General features: G+C 71.3%; 16 protein-coding genes. 11 read left to right on the plus strand and 5 right to left on the minus strand.

All coding sequences use genetic code 11. The features are described from left to right. Window positions 1-21 precede the first annotated feature (21 nt). On the minus strand, window positions 22-912 hold the full coding sequence (locus tag ACFXDJ_RS07070) for a class I SAM-dependent methyltransferase (RefSeq protein WP_384658392.1): 891 nt from the start codon (window positions 910-912) through the stop codon (window positions 22-24). Then, on the minus strand, window positions 909-2,159 hold the full coding sequence (locus ACFXDJ_RS07075) for an MFS transporter (protein WP_384658389.1): 1,251 nt from the start codon (window positions 2,157-2,159) through the stop codon (window positions 909-911). Before ACFXDJ_RS07075 ends, ACFXDJ_RS07070 begins: the two co-directional genes overlap by 4 nt. Window positions 2,160-2,347: 188 nt before the next feature. Here ACFXDJ_RS07075 and ACFXDJ_RS07080 point away from each other — a divergent pair, with 188 nt between their 5' ends. From ACFXDJ_RS07080 to ACFXDJ_RS07100, 5 genes are all read left to right on the plus strand, one after another. Then, window positions 2,348-4,903, plus strand: coding sequence for a discoidin domain-containing protein (locus ACFXDJ_RS07080; RefSeq protein ID WP_384848251.1), 2,556 nt, complete (start codon window positions 2,348-2,350; stop codon window positions 4,901-4,903). Between the two features lie 403 nt (window positions 4,904-5,306). After that, window positions 5,307-6,722, plus strand: coding sequence for a family 2B encapsulin nanocompartment shell protein (locus ACFXDJ_RS07085; protein ID WP_384658385.1), 1,416 nt, complete (start codon window positions 5,307-5,309; stop codon window positions 6,720-6,722). Between the two features lie 180 nt (window positions 6,723-6,902). Beyond that, window positions 6,903-8,198, plus strand: coding sequence for a family 2 encapsulin nanocompartment cargo protein terpene cyclase (locus ACFXDJ_RS07090; protein WP_384848254.1), 1,296 nt, complete (start codon window positions 6,903-6,905; stop codon window positions 8,196-8,198). Between the two features lie 2 nt (window positions 8,199-8,200). Then, window positions 8,201-9,106 carry a geranyl diphosphate 2-C-methyltransferase gene (locus tag ACFXDJ_RS07095; protein WP_384664107.1) on the plus strand — a complete coding sequence of 302 codons (906 nt, stop codon included), beginning with the start codon at window positions 8,201-8,203 and terminating at the stop codon, window positions 9,104-9,106. Window positions 9,107-9,245: 139 nt separating this feature from the next. Then, window positions 9,246-9,851 (plus strand): GPP34 family phosphoprotein, encoded by a 606-nt coding sequence (locus tag ACFXDJ_RS07100; RefSeq protein WP_384664030.1) that lies wholly within the window; start codon window positions 9,246-9,248, stop codon window positions 9,849-9,851. A 43-nt stretch (window positions 9,852-9,894) separates the two neighbouring features. Here ACFXDJ_RS07100 and ACFXDJ_RS07105 read toward each other — a convergent pair whose 3' ends face one another. Continuing rightward, a complete protein-coding gene (locus ACFXDJ_RS07105) occupies window positions 9,895-11,103 on the minus strand; it encodes an erythromycin esterase family protein (RefSeq protein WP_384664029.1) in 1,209 nt (402 codons plus the stop codon). A 58-nt stretch (window positions 11,104-11,161) separates the two neighbouring features. Between ACFXDJ_RS07105 and ACFXDJ_RS07110 the strand changes: the two genes are divergently transcribed. The 6 genes from ACFXDJ_RS07110 (at window position 11,162) to ACFXDJ_RS07135 (ending at window position 15,078) form a co-directional block, all read left to right on the plus strand. Beyond that, window positions 11,162-11,917 (plus strand): TioE family transcriptional regulator, encoded by a 756-nt coding sequence (locus tag ACFXDJ_RS07110; RefSeq protein ID WP_384848257.1) that lies wholly within the window; start codon window positions 11,162-11,164, stop codon window positions 11,915-11,917. Window positions 11,918-11,975: 58 nt separating this feature from the next. Further along, window positions 11,976-12,608 carry a class I SAM-dependent methyltransferase gene (locus ACFXDJ_RS07115; protein ID WP_384664174.1) on the plus strand — a complete coding sequence of 211 codons (633 nt, stop codon included), beginning with the start codon at window positions 11,976-11,978 and terminating at the stop codon, window positions 12,606-12,608. Window positions 12,609-12,677: 69 nt separating this feature from the next. Next, window positions 12,678-13,088, plus strand: a complete 411-nt coding sequence (locus ACFXDJ_RS07120) for a VOC family protein (RefSeq protein WP_384664172.1) — start codon at window positions 12,678-12,680, stop codon at window positions 13,086-13,088. Between the two features lie 44 nt (window positions 13,089-13,132). Next, window positions 13,133-13,507, plus strand: coding sequence for a helix-turn-helix transcriptional regulator (locus ACFXDJ_RS07125; protein ID WP_384848260.1), 375 nt, complete (start codon window positions 13,133-13,135; stop codon window positions 13,505-13,507). A gap of 175 nt (window positions 13,508-13,682) precedes the next feature. Further along, window positions 13,683-14,135, plus strand: coding sequence for a hypothetical protein (locus ACFXDJ_RS07130; RefSeq protein WP_384848263.1), 453 nt, complete (start codon window positions 13,683-13,685; stop codon window positions 14,133-14,135). 112 nt (window positions 14,136-14,247) lie between these two features. Then, window positions 14,248-15,078, plus strand: a complete 831-nt coding sequence (locus ACFXDJ_RS07135) for a ZIP family metal transporter (protein WP_384663977.1) — start codon at window positions 14,248-14,250, stop codon at window positions 15,076-15,078. A gap of 14 nt (window positions 15,079-15,092) precedes the next feature. On the opposite strand, the gene ACFXDJ_RS07140 is transcribed toward ACFXDJ_RS07135, so the two are convergent. Then, a complete protein-coding gene (locus ACFXDJ_RS07140; RefSeq protein WP_384663975.1) occupies window positions 15,093-15,716 on the minus strand; it encodes a DUF421 domain-containing protein in 624 nt (207 codons plus the stop codon). Between the two features lie 10 nt (window positions 15,717-15,726). Beyond that, window positions 15,727-16,389, minus strand: coding sequence for a hypothetical protein (locus ACFXDJ_RS07145; RefSeq protein WP_384848266.1), 663 nt, complete (start codon window positions 16,387-16,389; stop codon window positions 15,727-15,729). Between the last annotated feature and the right edge of the window lie 73 nt (window positions 16,390-16,462).

Here is a 16,462-nt window from a genome sequence, read left to right on the forward strand (position 1 = left end):
GGACCTCAACCCAGCTTGAGGTCAAGAAGATCCAGCAGGTGGTGGTGGAGCGGTGAGTCCCCGCCGCTGTCCCCAGGCCATCATCATGCCCGGACCGAGTTCGGCGAGCCGGGGCGAGGTCAGGTAGGCCAGGGCCTCGTCGATGACGGTGGCGTCCACCCGGCCGGTTTCCTCCAGAGCGGGGCGCATCCGGCTCCACGTCTGCGACCAGAAGAGGGCCAGGGGACTGCCGGCTACCAGTGGTGGTCCGCACAGTTCGGCGGCGACGTTCTGGAGTCCCTCCTCCCTCAGGAAGTGCGGGTACGCCGGGACGTGGGACGTGTCGGTGCCGATGGTCGTTCTCAGCGCCTGCCACATGGCGTCCATGGTCCGGCGGTAGGCGGACGAGGCGTCGAGGACGTCGGGCAGCTCCACGGCGTCGCCGAGCACCAGCCAGCCCCCGGGGTTGAGCCAGCCCGCGAGCCGCGAGACGAGCCGGCGGCGCTCGGGCAGGTGCATGAGGACGAACCTGGCGTGGATCAGATCGAAGGTGCCCGGCCGCAGGGTCTCGTCCGTGAGATCGGCGGTGATGATCCGCAGCTTGGGGCCCGCGAGGGCGGCCAGGGCACTGGTGTCCCTGTCCAGGGCGACCACCTCGGCCACGTGCGCCTCTTCCAGCAGCCAGCGCGCCACCGTTCCGGTCCCGGCGCCCACCTCCAGGCAGCGCATGCCCGGCCCGGCGCCCAGTTCCCGTAGACGCCGGGTGGTGACGGGGTCGTAGACCAGCGCACCGGCGTCGATCCGCTCGGCCTCGCGCGGGTGGTCCGGCTCGAACAGGTCTGCTCCGTACCGGCCGCCGTCGGGTGGTGTCCCTTCGGAGGACGAGGAAGGGGAAGGGGAAGGGGAAGGGGAAGGGGAAGGGGAATCGGTCATGTCTGGGCCTCCTGCCCGCTCGGCCGGGCCGGGCGGGGTGGACGGCCGCCGGCCACCAGGCACGCCACTACGGCCACGGCGGCGCCGATGTAGAGGAACGCCGGGTACCCGACTGCGTCCACGGCCTGGCCCCCGACGGCGCCCGCCACGGAAAGGCCCACGAACAGCGCGCTGTTGTTCCACGACAGCATGCCGGTCGCCCGCTCGGGGAACATGTCCACCAGGTGGCGCTGCTGGGCGGGGAAGAACGCGTACCCGGCCAGCGCGAAGAGTCCCAGCGCACAAGCCAGGGCCCAGGTGGCCGGATAGACCAGGGCCACCGCCGCCTCCAGTACGGCGGTCAGGGCCAGTGCGGTCCTCGTGACGCGTACGGCGCCGGCCCGGTCGGCGAACCGGCCGCCCACCTGCCCGCCGATGACGGCGCCGACCCCGTAGACGACGAGCAGCCACGTCACGTCGCCCTTCCTGCCGTCGGAGTGGAGCGCGATGGCGAGGAAGGTGTACAGGCTGTAGACGGAGAAGGCCCACAGGGTGGTGACCGCGACTCCGAACACCGCGATGCCCGTGCCGTTCCGGCCGTGCTTCGCCGCCCCTTTCGCCGCCCCTTTCGCCGCGCCCGTCGCCGCCTCCTTCGGTACGCCGCTCACGGCGGCCGGCCCGGAGCGCCAGACGAACGCGTTGGGCAGGGCCAGCAGGAACGTGCCCGCGGCGAGGATGACGAAGGTGGCCTGCCAGCCCACGTGCTGGCTCAGCAGCGATCCCGCCGGGGCGCCCACCCACAGGGCGGTCAGCAGTCCCGATCCCACGACGGCCAGCACCTGGGCCCGCGCCTGGGGGCGTGCACGGGTACTGACGAGCGAGTACACGGTGGGGCCGGTGGCCGCGGCCGCGACGCCGGCCACCACGCGGGTCGCCAGCAGCAGGCCGAAGTCCGGCGCCAGGGCGGTGCCGATGTTGGCCACCGAGAACAGCAGCAGGGCCCACACCAGGACCGTGGCGCGGTCCCTCCGGTCGGAGAGCCAGCCGGCGAAGGGCGAAGCCACCACGTAGGCGATGGAGAACACCGTGATCATCAGCCCGGTCCCGGCCGGGGACACGTCGAGCGAGCTCGCGATGGCGGGGAGCAGCGGCGCCACCACGAAGAGGTCGGTCCCCACCAGGAACTGCGTCAGCCAGGCCAGGACGACGAGTCCGGCCGGGAGGCCGGCCGGTGTCCCGGCGGCCGGGTCGCCACTCGTCGAGTCCATGAACCGAAGTTAAGGGTGTGTCCACGGGGCCACCACCGCCCGAAGGCCGTTCGGCCGTACGCCTCCGGCAATCGGCCAGACACTCGCGGTTTCACGCTGACTCTCCTTCCTCCCCATGGGGTTGTCGCCGCCCTGACCTATCTTCTGTGGGCACACCAGTTCGCTTCAGTTCGTCTCAGGAGGTCAGATTGCAGTCCAGGCGCTCCCTTTTCCTCGGCCGCGCGTTACGCCGGTCCCATCTGCTCATAGGTTTCGGCATCGGCTCGCTGCTGCTCGGGCTGACGCCGTTGGCGGGGGTCTCGACTTCGGCCGCGGCCGATCAGGGGCACGATCCCCGATCCGCACTCGCACGGTTCGACCAGCAGCCGGCGACGAAGTCTCCGCATCACGGCATCGTCCCGGCGAACGCCATGGAGCCCGCGGCTCCCGTTCTCGACCGGACCGGGTGGACGGCCACGGCGAGCGACGAGGAGACCGCCGCCGAGAACGGCCGCGCCGCGAACGTGCTCGACGGCGACAGCGGCACCATCTGGCACAGCAAGTGGAGCGGCACCCCCGCTCCCCTGCCGCACAGCATCACCATCGACATGCACCGCACGGCGGTCGTCTCCGCGCTCGTCTACCTGCCCCGTTCCGACGGAGCCAACGGGCGCGTCGGCGAGTACAGCATCAGTGTCAGTGCCGACGGGCAGAATTGGGCGAGCCCGGTGGCCACCGGCACCCTCGCGGACGACGGCAGCGCCAAGACGCTCGGGTTCGCCCCTCAGGGGGTCCGGTTCGTACGGCTGACGGCGCTCACCGAGGCCGGGGGCCGCGGGCCCTGGACCTCCGCGGCCGAGATCAACCTGCTGGGTGACCCCGGAACCCCGGCTGCCACCGTCGATCTGCCCCGGACCGGGTGGACGGCCTCTGCGAGCGACGAGGAGACCGCCGCCGAGAACGGGCGCGCCGGCAATGTGCTCGACGGGAACGGCAACACCATCTGGCACAGCAAGTGGAGCGGCGCCGCCCCCGCCCCCTTCCCGCACAGCATCACCATCGACATGCACCACACGGCCGTCGTCTCCGCGCTCGCCTACCAGCCCCGTCCCGACGGAGCCAACGGGCGGGCCGGCGCCTACACCATCACCACCAGCACGGACGGTTCCACCTTCGGCGCGCCGGTCTCCGCGGGTACCTGGCGGGACGACGACACCGTCAAGACCGCCACCTTCACCCGCGCCGAGAACACCCGCTTCATACGGCTGACCGTGACCAGCGAGGCCGGCGGACGCGGTCCGTGGACCTCGGCCGCGGAGATACGCCTGAGCGGACCGGCCAGCCCGGCCGTCCACGGCTCCTGGGACCGGATCACCGGCTTCCCCCTGGTGCCCGTGGCCACCGCCGTCCTGCCGGGGGACAAACTGCTGGCCTGGTCCGCGTACGCCGTCGACCGCTTCGGCGGCAGCAACGGATACACCCAGACCGCGATCCTGGACCTGAAGACGGGCAAGGTCACCCAGCGCCGCATCGACAACACCGGTCACGACATGTTCTGTCCCGGGATCGCGATGCTGGCGGACGGCCGCGTACTGGTCACCGGGGGCAGCAACGCGGAGAAGGCGAGCATCTACGACCCGGCCACCGACGACTGGTCGGCCACCACGAGCATGAACATCGCCCGCGGCTACCAGGCCATGACGCTGCTCTCCACCGGCGAGGCCTTCGTCCTCGGCGGATCCTGGAGCGGGACCGCGGGCGACAAGTCCGGCGAGGTCTGGTCACCGGACACCAAGGCCTGGCGCACGCTCCCGGGCGTTCCCGCCGCTCCGGCCCAGACGGCCGACCCCGCCGGACCGTACCGCGCCGACAACCACATGTGGCTGCACGCCACTTCGGGCGGCAAGGTGCTGCAGCTTGGTCCGAGCAAGCAGATGAACTGGATCTCGACCAGCGGGACCGGCAGCATCACCTCCGCGGGCACGCGGGCCGACAGCGGGGACGCGATGACCGGCAACGCCGTCGCCTACGACATCGGCAAGCTGCTCACCCTGGGCGGTTCACCCGCCTACGAGAACACCCCCGCCACGCAACGCGCCTATACCGTGACCGTGGACGGCGACCAGGTCCGGGCCGCCCGTACCGGAGACATGGGGTACGCCCGAGCTTTCAGCAACAGCGTCGTCCTGCCCGACGGCAAGGTGGCCGTCTTCGGCGGGCAGTCCTATCCGGTGCCGTTCAGCGACGCGACCTCGGTGCTGACCCCCGAGCTGTGGGACCCGGCGACCGGCGGCTTCACCCCGCTCGCCACCATGGCCATGCCGCGCAACTACCACAGCGTGGCGAACCTGTTGCCGGACGGACGGATCTTCTCCGGCGGCGGCGGTCTGTGCGGTGACTGCGCGACCAACCACCCGGACGGGGCCGTCTTCACCCCGCCCTACCTGCTCAACGCGGACGGCTCGCCGAAGGCCCGTCCGGTCATCACCGCGGGCGTGCCCTCCAGGACCGCCCCGGGCACCTCGCTCACGGTGAACACCCAGGGCCCGGTGGCGTCCTTCGTCCTCATGCGGGCCGCTGCCGCGACGCACTCCACCGACAACGACCAGCGCCGGATCCCGCTCGTTTCGGCCGCCACGGGAACCGGGACGTACACGGTGTCCGTACCCGCCGATCCCGGTGTGGTCCTCCCGGGGACCTACATGCTCTTCGCGCTCGACGCCCAGGGGGTTCCGAGCATCGCCAAGTTCGTCACCGTCTCCTGACCCACGGTCGGTGTCCGGTCCTCGAAGGGGCCGGGCACCGGCTCACCGGCTCGATAGCGCTCGCAATGAGGAAGAATTCGCCATCGCGGGCCACTAATTCAGCCATTCCGGCGCCTGACGGCAGACTAAATGCCGCATCTCGCGCCGAGGCGGGGCGCCGCAGGCCCGGCAGCGGGCGTTCGAATGGGTTCGAAATACCACTGGAGCCGTCTCTAAACACTCTGCGGGCAAGATCACCGCATCGAGGTAATACCAATGGCTTACAGGGCCTGATCTGTAGAACCGGCCGTTAGTGTGCTCCTTGATCTCGACGGAATGCCCGGATATTCGCCTTCCTTTTCTCCTTTCACCGGTGATGCGCGCGGGCGTCGATCACTTGCCCTTACGAAAGAGAGTCAGCCTGATGACCGTGGACACCAGCCCCGAGGCGCCGCAGTCGGATCCGCTCCGGCAGTCCAGCCTGGGTACGGCCGCTGCCCGCAACCTCGCCACCACGACCAAGTCCGCGCCCCAGATGCAGGAGATCACCTCCCGCTGGCTGCTGAGGGTGCTCCCGTGGGTGGAGACCAAGGGCGGCACCTACCGGGTGAACCGCCGGCTGACCTACACCGTCGGCGACGGGCGGATCGAGTTCGTCCAGGACGGCCCCCGGGTCCGGGTGATCCCCCGCGAGCTCGGCGAGCTCGCCGTACTGCGCGACTTCGACGACGAGGGCGTGCTGAACGCGCTGGCCGAACGCTGCGTCCAGCGCGATTTCCGTGCCGGTGAGGTGCTCGTCGAGCGCGGCGCTCCGGCCGAGTGGATCCACCTGATCGCCCACGGCCGGATCAACCAGACCTCCGTCGGCAAGTACGGCGACGAGGTCGCCGTGTCCGTGCTCGCCGACGGCGACCGGTTCGGCGAGAACGCCCTGCTGGACGCCGACGCCAGGTGGGACTACACCGCCACCGCCGAGACCGCCGGGACCCTGCTCACCCTCTCCCGCGTCGACTTCTCCGCCGTGCTGGCCGGATCCGCGCAACTCCAGGACCACGTACGACAGTTCGCCTCGCTCCCGCTCCAGCGGCAGAACCGTCACGGCGAGGCCGAGATCGCGATGTCGGCCGGTCACACCGGCGAAGCCGAACTGCCGGGCACCTTCGTCGACTACGACCTCAAGCCGCGCGAGTACGAACTCTCCATCGCGCAGACCGTACTGCGGGTCCACACCAGGGTCGCGGACCTCTACAACGAGCCGATGAACCAGACCGAGGAACAACTCCGGCTGACCATCGAGGCGCTGCGCGAGCGCCAGGAGTACGAGCTCATCAACAACCCGGAGTTCGGCCTCCTCCACAACGCCGACTTCAAGCAGCGGATCCAGACCCACTCCGGTCCCCCGACCCCGGACGACCTCGACGAGCTGCTCTGCCGCCGCCGGGGCTCCAGGTACTTCCTCGCCCACCCCAAGGCGATCGCGGCGATCGGCCGCGAGTTCAACGCCCGCGGGCTGTACCCGGACCACGTCGACCTCGGCGGACAGCAGGTCCCGGCCTGGCGCGGGGTCCCGATCCTGCCGTGCAGCAAGATCCCCATCAACAAGGACAACACCAGCTCGATCCTGGTGATGCGGACCGGCGAGGACAAGCAGGGCGTCATCGGCCTGCGCCAGACCGGTCTGGCCGAGGAGTACGAACCCGGCCTGTCGGTGCGGTTCATGGGCATCGACGAGAAGTCGATCATCTCCTACCTGGTCAGCACCTACTACTCCGCCGCCATCCTGGTGCCCGACGCGCTCGGCGTGCTGGAGAACGTGCAGATCGCCCGCAGGCACGGCTAGCCGGCCCCTGCCCGACGGCCGCGATCCGGGCCGTCGGGTCCGCGCCACGGCCGCGCCACGGCCGCGAAGGGCCCGGACCTCCCCGGGCCGGCGCGAAGGCCCGTACCTTCACCTTCCCGCGGCCGGGCCGAGCCTGCCCGGGATCCGGGAGGGCCCAACCATCTCACCAAGGAGCTACGGATGCCCGATCCTGGGCCTTCCTCCCCGAAGTCGAGCCTGCCCGCCGCCGCGGCGCAGTTCGGGACCTACGGTCACGGCCGTGGCATCGAAGCCGTCGGGGCACCGTCCTGGTCCGTCCCCGTGACGGGGACCGTGCCCGTCACGGGGACCGTCCCCGCGCGGGCGGCTGAGCCCGCCCGGGAGGGCACTTCCGCGGTGCGGACGCCCGGCCCCGCCCTGGAACGGATCCTGCGCGGCCCCAGCGGTCTGGGAACGACCGGGCTCCATCTGGCCAAGCCCGAGGCGGCGTTGGCCGCGCCCGAAGTCCCGGTGACGGCTGGGAATCCGGTACCGGGGCTGTACTTCCATCCGGTGCCCGAACCCGACCCCGTACGGGTGGAGGAGGTCAGCCGCAGGATCAAGGCCTGGGCGCTGGACGAGGTCGAGCTGTACCCGGAGGACTGGGAGGACCAGTTCGACGGGTTCTCCGTCGGGCGCTACATGGTCGCCTGCCATCCGGACGCCCCCACCGTCGAGCACCTGATGATCGCCACGCGGCTGATGGTCGCCGAGAACGCGGTGGACGACGTCTACTGCGAGGACCACGGCGGCTCGCCCGTCGGCCTCGGCGGTCGCCTCCTGCTTGCGCACACCGCCCTGGACCCCGTCCACACGACGGCGGAGTACCAGCCGCAGTGGGCCGAGTCGCTGGGTTCGGACGCCCCCCGGCGTTCCTACCGCTCCGCGATGGAGTACTTCGTCCAGGCCTCGACCCCCTCCCAGGCCGACCGCTTCCGGCACGACATGGCCCGGCTGCACCTGGGATACCTCGCCGAGGCCGCCTGGGCCGAGACGGATTACGTCCCGGAGGTGTGGGAGTACCTGGCGATGCGCCAGTTCAACAACTTCCGCCCCTGCCCCACCATCACCGACACCGTCGGCGGCTACGAACTGCCGGCGGACCTGCATGCGCACCCCTCGGTACAACGCGTCATCGCGCTCGCCGGGAACGCCACCACCATCGTCAACGACCTGTACTCGTACACCAAGGAACTCGCCAGCCCCGGCCGGCACTTGAACCTGCCCGTGGTGATCGCCGAGCGCGAGGGGACCTCCGACCGCGAGGGCTACCTGAAGGCGGTCGAGGTCCACAACGACCTCATGCACGCCTTCGAGGCCGCGGCCGCCGACGTGGCCGCCGCCTTCCCCGTACCGAACATGCTGCGCTTCCTGCGGGGCGTGGCCGTATGGGTCGACGGCAACCACTACTGGCACCAGACCAACACCTATCGCTATAGCCTGCCCGACTTCTGGTAAGGATGGATCTATCTGTGACCAGCACCAGCACGCACATCGCCCCCTCTTCCGCTACCGCCACCGCGTTCATCCCTTCCCCGGTGACGCCGTACCAGGGGGACATCGCCCGTTACTGGGACCACGAGGCCCGCCCGGTGAACCTGCGTCTCGGTGACGTCGACGGCTTGTACCACCACCACTACGGCATCGGCGACGTCGACCACGCGGCCCTCGGCGACACCGCCGACGCCAATTACGAGAAGAAGCTGATCACCGAGCTCCACCGACTGGAGTCGGCACAGACCGACGTCCTCCTGGACCACCTCGGCCCCATCGGACGCGAGGACACCCTCGTGGACGCGGGCTGCGGCCGCGGCGGCTCGCTCGTGATGGCCCACCAGCGCTTCGGATGCAAGGCGGAGGGCGTCACCCTGTCCGCGAAGCAGGCCGACTTCGCGAACCAGCGCGCCCGTGAACTCGGCATCGAGGACTCCGTCCGCGCCCGTGTCTGCAACATGCTCGACACGCCCTTCGAGACGGGCGGGGCCGCGGCCTCGTGGAACAACGAGTCGAGCATGTACGTCGACCTCCAGGACCTCTTCGCCGAGCACTCCCGGATCCTCTCCGTCGGCGGCCGCTACGTGACCATCACCGGCTGCTGGAACCCGCGTTACGGCCAGCCCTCGAAGTGGGTCTCCCAGATCAACGCGCACTTCGAGTGCAACATCCACTCCCGCCGGGAGTACATGCGCGCCATGGCCGACAACCGCCTCGTTCCGCAGGCCGTCATCGACCTGACCCCCGCGACCCTGCCCTACTGGGAGCTGCGGGCCACCTCCTCCCTGGTCACCGGCATCGAAGAGGCGTTCATCAACTCGTACAAGGACGGCTCCTTCCAGTACCTCCTGATCGCGGCCGACCGCGTCTGACCCGACGCGGGCCCGAAGGGGACGAGCCGGGCCCGTGACCCACGGGCCCGGCTCGTCCGTATCCTGCGGGTCGGGCACGCATCACGGGTCCCGGGGCGATACTGGAGTTCCGCGTACGGGATTCCGAGGGGAGCCGTTCATGAGCACGGCGAAAGACCTGTTCATCACCTCCATGGACGCACGACCGGACGGTTCCGTGGGTCAGGGGGACCTTTCCCTCGCGCTGGCGGGAGCCGAACTGATCGACCTCATCGGCGCGCGGGCCGTCTCCCTGGACGGCGACCGGATCGTGCCGGACGGGCGGCCGGCGCTGGAGGAGGGGCTACTGGGCCAGGCCGCGGCGGCGCTCACCCGGCAGGCGCCCTACGAGGCGGTCGAGGACTGGCTGTGGCGCAGGGGCCGGGACCTCTCCGCGGCCTATCAGGCCGCCCTGGAGGAGGAAGGCCACCTGGTCCGCGGGCGGCGCGGGCGGCTGCCCTTCGGCGCCGATCGCCTGGAGCTGGCCGATTCGGCCGGGCGCCGCGAGGCCGCGAGCCGCTGGGAGGCGCGGGAGCCCGTCCTCGCCGCCCTCGCCGCGGCCGTGGGGATCCAGGGCGATCAGTCCGAGGACGAGCCTGACCTCGACGACGAGGCGGTGACGACCGTGCTGGCCGGCGTCAACGACGCGGTGATGGAGCTGGAAGCCGTACGCCAGAGGCGGTCCATCGAGAAGGCCGCGTTCGCCAACGTCTGGCGGGGTCCGTGACCGGCGCTTCCACGGACGCTTCCACGGGCACACCCGGTGCGGCCTAGCGCCGCGTGACGTCCTTGACGAACACGATGCCGTCGCTGTCCGCCAGGTGGGCCGGGTCGAAGGGGGCGTAGCCGAACCAGGGCGATGTGCGGGGCGCGGGCAGCGTGTCGCCGAGGGCGGTGGACAGCCGTCGGGTGTCGACGACACAGCGGTCCTCCGGGAGCGCGTACAGGAGTCCTTCGAGGGTGTCCGGCGGCGGCGCGTCCACTCCCTGGTGCCGGATCGTGCCGAGGGCCGTGGACACGAAGGCGTACTCCGCGCCGAGCCGGGCGCTGACCAGCGCACCGGCGCTCCACCACTCCAGCGGCTTCCCGCCCATCCTCATGCTGCTCTTCTCCCGCTGCAGATGGGCGTTGTGGGCATGGACGAGCGCCGGGCCGCGAGCGGCGAGGGCGAGCAGGTTGCCGGCCATCATCTGGTCCCGCACGCCCACCAGCCGGGTCATGCGGGCCGGTGAGGTGTCGGCCATCCAGTGGTGGTAGCGCAGCAGGCCGGCCGCGGTGCGCCCGTACAGGCGCGCCCGGTCCCGGTCGTCGTTCGATGTCACCGCGATCAGGTGCGGCTCCTGCTCGTCCAGCAGCGCCACCAGATCGTCGGCGAGCAGCCGCAGCCGGCCGGCTTCGGGCGACTGCCCCACGGACTGGGACGGGTCCGTCATCGCGGCGGGATGGGTCCACGGGCCGTCGGGGCCGAGCAGCCGGTCGAGCGTTTCCGCGGTGCAGGGGAGCAGGTCCGCGTCCACCCGGGCCGAGAGGTAGCCGTGGAGTGCAGTGAGGGCCTGTCGGGGGCTCGCGGCGCCGGTGATCTCCAGCGGGCCGTCGAAACCGGCGAAGCGGAGCCGCTCGGAAGCGGGCCGGCCGTCGTTGTACGCGCGCATCCAGCGCACGAGTTCGCGGTTGGCCGCGTACGCGCCCCACCCGTGGCTTATCCCGCGCTCCACGACCTCGTCGAGCGAGCCCGTGCCCGTGCCCGAGGCGACGTACTCGTCCACGACCAGGCCGGTCATGCAGTCGCTCTCGATCGCGATCGTCCGGTAGCCCTCCTCCTCGACGAGCTGCCGGAAGAGCTCGTTGCGCAGGTCGAGCAGAGCCTCCTCGCCGTGGGTGGGCTCGCCCAGGGCGAGCAGCCGCGGCCGGGCCGGAAGCAGACGCATGATCGCGGCCGCCTCGACGGCACGGGCGGTGTCCTTGATGTCAGTGACCATGCCCTCAACGGTATCGTTGAACCCTCGGTTGAAACTTTTGCACGATATCGGCAGGACCATGGGGCAAAACCTTCAAAGCAGTGTGCGGCTCAGGCCGGTCGATCTGGCGCGCGGGCACGGCCTGTCGACGCAGGCGATCAGGAACTACGAAGAGGCCGGCATCCTTCCGGCCGCCGCCCGCACCCCCCACGGCTACCGCACCTATACGCCGCTGCACGCGGGGGCCCTGCGCGCGTTCCTCGCCCTGGTGCCAGGCCACGGGCACCAGACGGCGACCTCGATCATGCGGGCCGTGAACGAGGGCGCGGCCGACGAGGCGTTCCGCCTCATCGACGAGAGCCACGCCCAGCTCCTCGACGACCGGCGGACCCTCCGGGCCGTGGAGGACGCCCTGCGCGACCTGGCCCGAGCCACGGCGCCCGAGCCCGGTGCGGGGACCGGGCCCGGGCCGGTCGCGGTGTCCGCGCCCGGCGGCACGTTCATCGGGCCGCTGGCCGGGAAGCTCGGCATCCGGCCCGCGACGCTGCGCACATGGGAGCACGCCGGCCTGGTGCGGCCACGCCGCGACCCGCGGACCGGGTACCGCGTCTACGACGAGGCCGACGTGCGGGACGCCCGGCTGGCCCACCAACTCAGGCGGGGCGGCTACCCGTTGGAGCGGATCGCCACGCTGATCGCCCAAGTCCGGGCGGCCGGCGGGCTGGAGCTGCTGGAGGCCGCGCTGGGCGACTGGCACGGCCGGCTGTCCGCCCGCGGGCGGGCGATGCTGACCGGGGCCGCCGAGCTGGAGGCGTACCTCCGCGAGCGTGGATGAGGGGGTCGGGGGCCACGGTCGAGCGGTAGCGTGGCAACGGCCAAGCCGAGGAGGGGACATGACGACACGACGTAAGACCGCCGCGGAGCTGTTCGACGCGCTGGGTGAGCGGTACGAGGACCTGTTCGGCCGGGTGCCCGATCAACTGGCGGCCCTGGACTGGCTCGCGGACCGGCTGCCCGCCGGGGCCCGGGTGCTGGACGTGGGCAGCGGCACGGGCCGGCCCACCGCGCAGGCCCTCGCCGGGGCCGGGCACGCCGTGACCGGCATCGACGTCTCGGCGACCATGGTCGAGGCGGCCCGCGCCCTGGTGCCGGGTGCGCGGTTCGAACAGGCCGACGTGCGCACGTACGTACCGGAGGCGGGCGGCTTCGACGGCGTGTGCTCGTTCTTCCCGCTCCTGGTGATGGACCAGCCGGAGATCGAGACGGCCCTGGACCGGATGGCCTCGTGGGTCGCACCGGGCGGGTACCTCGTGCTGGCCACCGTGCCGGGAGACATCCGGGGTCTGGACATCGAGTGGATGGGCCACCCGGTCACCGTCAGCAGCCTCTCCGTGGAACAACACCTGCGGCGGCTGACCGAGGCCGGCCTGGAGGTGCTGCACCACCACACCTCCACCTTCGTCCCCGCCGGTCCCCTCGCGGGGCCCGAGGAACACTTCTTCTGCTACGCGACACGCCCCGCCTGATCCCCCGTCGGACCGATCGGTCAGGATTCGAGAAGCGCGGAACGCGGGGGCGCGCCTAGCATCTTGGTCATGGACATCAGCATTCACACAACCGTTCTGCCGCACGACGACCCCGACGCGTCCGTGGCCTTCTACCGCGACCTCCTCGGCTTCGAGGTCCGCAGCGACGTCGGCCAGGGCAAGATGCGCTGGATCACGGTCGGCCCCGCCGGCCAGCCGGGCACCTCCATCCTCCTGGCGCCGCCGGCCGTCGACCCCGGGATCACCGAGGACGAGCGCCGGACCATCGCCGAGATGATGGCCAAGGGCACCTACGGCTGGATCCTGCTGGCCACCCCGGACCTCGACGGCACCTTCGAGAAGATCCAGGCGGGCGACGCCGAGGTCGTGCAGGAGCCGACCGAGCAGCCGTACGGGGTGCGCGACTGCGCCTTCCGCGATCCGGCGGGGAACCTGATCCGCTTCCAAGAGGTCCGCTGAGCCGTCGCCTCAAGCCCTATGGCCTCCGAAGAGGAGTTCTCCATATGTGTCTACCCGCATGGGGGCGCGCGCGTATCGCGGCGCAGCGCCTGAGCGACCTCGCACGGCTGCGACGCGTCCGCGACCGGATCGACCGGGAGTACGCGCAGCCGCTGAACGTCGAGGCGCTGGCGTACGGCGCGAGCATGCCCGCCGGGCACCTCAGCCGCCAGTTCCGGCTGGCGTACGGCGAGTCGCCGTACGGGTACCTGATGGCGCGCCGCGTCGAGCGCGCCGCGGCGCTGCTGCGCCGTGGCGACCTCAGCGTCACCGAGGTCTGCTCGGCGGTCGGCTGCTCGTCCCCGAGCACCTTCAGTACGCGTTTCACCGAGCTGGTCGGCATGTCGCCCGGCGCCTACCGGCGACGCGTCACCGGATGAGGAAGGAGGAGGGCCCCGGCGTCGCCGCGTCGGGGCCCTCCTCCGTTCAAGATCATCTCATGGCGGGCCGTAGCGCGGCCGGCCGTCGCCGCCACGGCCGCCCGGACCGGCCCGCACGTATGCTGACCTGTCCGAACGCAGAACCCCGGCCCTCCGGGAGACGGAAGGAACCGCCGTGACCGACCCGACTCCGCTAGAGGCGGCCCGCGCCGCCGCGGCAGCGGCGCCGCATCCGGAACCCGCGAGCTGGGCCGCGCACCTGCACGCGGCCCTGGCGGAGGTCGACCGGCTGACCGAACTCCTCGGGAGGCAGGGCCCGTCGGCCGCCTCGGACCTGGAACCGGAGTCCGAGCCGGAGCCGGTCCACACCGAGATCGAGCTGCGGCGCGCCGAGCTGGAGGCCGGTTTCACCGACGTGGAATGGGCCGTGGGCATGGCCCTGTGCCCCGCCCGGGAGAAGTGCACCAGCGGGCGCCTCGACCAGCTCTTCAAGCCGATGGAGGACGGGCGCGTGCCCATGCACTGGGACGACCTGTCGGGCGCGGCCTGCTCCGGGGGCGGGCAGCCGCCCACGACCCCGCTGCTCCGTCTGCGTCCGAAGTCCTCCCCGGAATCCGCCGCCCGATAGTGGGTGTCTACAGCACGTAGACGGAAACCGCCCGGAAGGCCTATGGTTAGCGCAGCCTTACCTTCCCTCGAAGGTGGGCCATCCCCCCTGCCCCCCTTCCTGCGGAGTTTTCATGTCCGGCACTCAGATCGCGCTGCTCGGCGCCATCGCGGGTTTCACCATCTTCCTGGGTCTCCCGATCGGCAGGCTCCGCAACGCGGCGCCGCGTCTGAAAGCCGGCCTGAACGCCGTCGCGATCGGCATTCTGATCTTCCTCGTATGGGATGTCCTCAGCCACGCCTGGGAGCCGATCGACGGGGCGCTGGCGGACGGGAACTGGGGTACCTCGCTCACCGGCGGGCTGGTCCTGTCCGCAGGCCTCGCGGCCGGACTCGGCGGGCTGGTGCAGTACGACAAGTGGACCGCCGCCCGGCGCGCCAAGTCGGTCCTCCCGGCCGGCCCGGGAGCGGCCGCCGCGAGCGAACTCGCCCCGGCCCGACGGTCGCACGCGGGCGAGCTCGCCCTGATGATCGCCACCGGCATCGGCCTGCACAACTTCGCCGAAGGCCTCGCCATCGGCAACTCGGCCGCGCAGGGCGAGATCTCCCTGGCCGTCCTGCTCGTGATCGGCTTCGGCCTGCACAACGCCACCGAAGGGTTCGGCATCGTCGCCCCGCTGGCCGCCGAGGGCGAACGCCCGTCCTGGGGCACGCTCCTGCTGCTGGGCCTGGTCGGCGGTGGCCCGACGTTCCTCGGCACCCTGCTCGGCCAGCACCTCGTCAACGACACGCTGTCCATCGCGTTCCTCGGCCTGGCCGCCGGATCGATCCTCTACGTGGTCATCGAGCTGCTGGCCGTGGCCCGGCGCAGCGCCGCGACGAAGGAACTGACCACCTGGTGCATCCTGCTCGGCCTGCTGCTGGGCTTCGCCACCGACGCCGTGGTCACGGCCGCCGGGGTGTAGCCACTCCCCCGTAGCTACTCCGCCGCGCCCGACGCCCCGGTTCCCCCGCCACAGCAGCGGGGGGCCGGGGCGCCTTCGGTTCCGAGCCGGTCGAGCCGGAGCTGGAGCCGGTCCAGCTGCTCCTTCAGGGCCGCGATGTCGTTCTTGTCCGCGGTCTGGTCGCCGTCCAGGAGGTCCACCACCATGGTGCCGCCGGGTTCCAGGACCACCAGCTTGGTCTCCTTGATGCCGTCCCCGCCCTGGTGGCGCACCGCCACGTCCAGGTCTCCCTGCCGCAGACCCAGGCGCCGTACCTCCCGCTCGTCGTAGACGCCGTTCCTCGCCAGCACACTGGGACTGCCTTCCAACAGCCAGGTGAGCCATTCGGAGCGTGCGGCGTAGCGGACCAGCAGGGTGTTGGCCGCCATGAGCACGGCCGCGCCGAACAGTCCGCCGCTGAGCGAATTGTCCTCACCGATGACGGCGTTCTGCACCACGTTGGACAGCAGGAGCATGACCACCAGGTCGAGGACGTTCAACTGCGCGAGCCCGCGTTTCCCGACCAGCCTCAGCAGTACGATCAGCGCCAGGTAGACCACGACGGTCCGTACGGCCTTCTCGCCGTAGGTGATTCCGGTGTCGAACAAGTCATGCCACATCCCGGCCACTTTACGGGCGCGACCGCTCTCGGCGTCGCACCGGCCGCACCGGCCGCCGCGGCCGCCACTCCCGTACGGGATCGCGGACGGTCACCACCGCCGTCGCGGTGAGCAGCCCGATGCCCGCGAGCTGGAAGGCGGCCGCCCACCACCACATCAGGTCGTCCTCGGACCCGAGGATCGGGCCGACGACTCCGCCCGGCGAGTAGACGACGGTGAGCGGCGTCCCGTGCGGCGCCGGGCAGGGACCCGTCCCGGGGAGTTGCTCGTTGTTGCCGTTCGGCAGGTCGATCCAGCACCGCGTGACCTTCGCGCCGTGCGCGCCGGTTCCCGTGGAGGAGTAGGCGACCGTGGCCGTGCCCTGCTCGCCGGTGAGGGCCAGGAAGGCGTCGGGTGCGTGGACCCCGCCGATGACCATCAGGGCGCCGCCGGTCCAGTACGCCGCCCTGGCCCAGCGGGGTACGGGTCTGCTGCCGAAGGAGATCCGCCGCAGCACCCACGCGTAGAGCGTGATCAGCACGATGGAACCGAAGACGATCCCCAGACCGAGGTCGAACATCGCCGGCCCGAACGTGCTGACGACGGCCAGCACGATGACCACGGCCCATGCGACCGCCATCCCCCGCGGCCCGAGCCCTCGTACCGCCGGCGCCCGCTTCTTCCCGCCACTCATCGCCCCACCCCCTCAAACACAATCGGGGCGCCCCGCGGCGCGACGGGCGCTGGGCGGGGGGGGGTCTGTATGG

Origin of the sequence: Streptomyces sp. NPDC059443 (genome assembly GCF_042750105.1) — a bacterium.
GTDB lineage: Bacteria > Actinomycetota > Actinomycetes > Streptomycetales > Streptomycetaceae > Streptomyces.

Bases quoted from the DNA above. Each gene is read 5' to 3' on its own strand.
- ACFXDJ_RS07095 (WP_384664107.1), top strand. From the start codon at position 8,201: ATGGATCTATCTGTGACCAGCACCAGCACGCACATCGCCCCCTCTTCC.
- ACFXDJ_RS07135 (WP_384663977.1), top strand. From the start codon at position 14,248: ATGTCCGGCACTCAGATCGCGCTGCTCGGCGCCATCGCGGGTTTCACC.
- ACFXDJ_RS07100 (WP_384664030.1), top strand. From the start codon at position 9,246: ATGAGCACGGCGAAAGACCTGTTCATCACCTCCATGGACGCACGACCG.
- ACFXDJ_RS07115 (WP_384664174.1), top strand. From the start codon at position 11,976: ATGACGACACGACGTAAGACCGCCGCGGAGCTGTTCGACGCGCTGGGT.
- ACFXDJ_RS07125 (WP_384848260.1), top strand. From the start codon at position 13,133: ATGTGTCTACCCGCATGGGGGCGCGCGCGTATCGCGGCGCAGCGCCTG.
- ACFXDJ_RS07070 (WP_384658392.1), bottom strand. From the start codon at position 912: ATGACCGATTCCCCTTCCCCTTCCCCTTCCCCTTCCCCTTCCCCTTCC.
- ACFXDJ_RS07105 (WP_384664029.1), bottom strand. From the start codon at position 11,103: ATGGTCACTGACATCAAGGACACCGCCCGTGCCGTCGAGGCGGCCGCG.
- ACFXDJ_RS07120 (WP_384664172.1), top strand. From the start codon at position 12,678: ATGGACATCAGCATTCACACAACCGTTCTGCCGCACGACGACCCCGAC.
- ACFXDJ_RS07075 (WP_384658389.1), bottom strand. From the start codon at position 2,159: ATGGACTCGACGAGTGGCGACCCGGCCGCCGGGACACCGGCCGGCCTC.
- ACFXDJ_RS07110 (WP_384848257.1), top strand. From the start codon at position 11,162: ATGGGGCAAAACCTTCAAAGCAGTGTGCGGCTCAGGCCGGTCGATCTG.
- ACFXDJ_RS07085 (WP_384658385.1), top strand. From the start codon at position 5,307: ATGACCGTGGACACCAGCCCCGAGGCGCCGCAGTCGGATCCGCTCCGG.
- ACFXDJ_RS07090 (WP_384848254.1), top strand. From the start codon at position 6,903: ATGCCCGATCCTGGGCCTTCCTCCCCGAAGTCGAGCCTGCCCGCCGCC.
- ACFXDJ_RS07145 (WP_384848266.1), bottom strand. From the start codon at position 16,389: ATGAGTGGCGGGAAGAAGCGGGCGCCGGCGGTACGAGGGCTCGGGCCG.
- ACFXDJ_RS07140 (WP_384663975.1), bottom strand. From the start codon at position 15,716: ATGTGGCATGACTTGTTCGACACCGGAATCACCTACGGCGAGAAGGCC.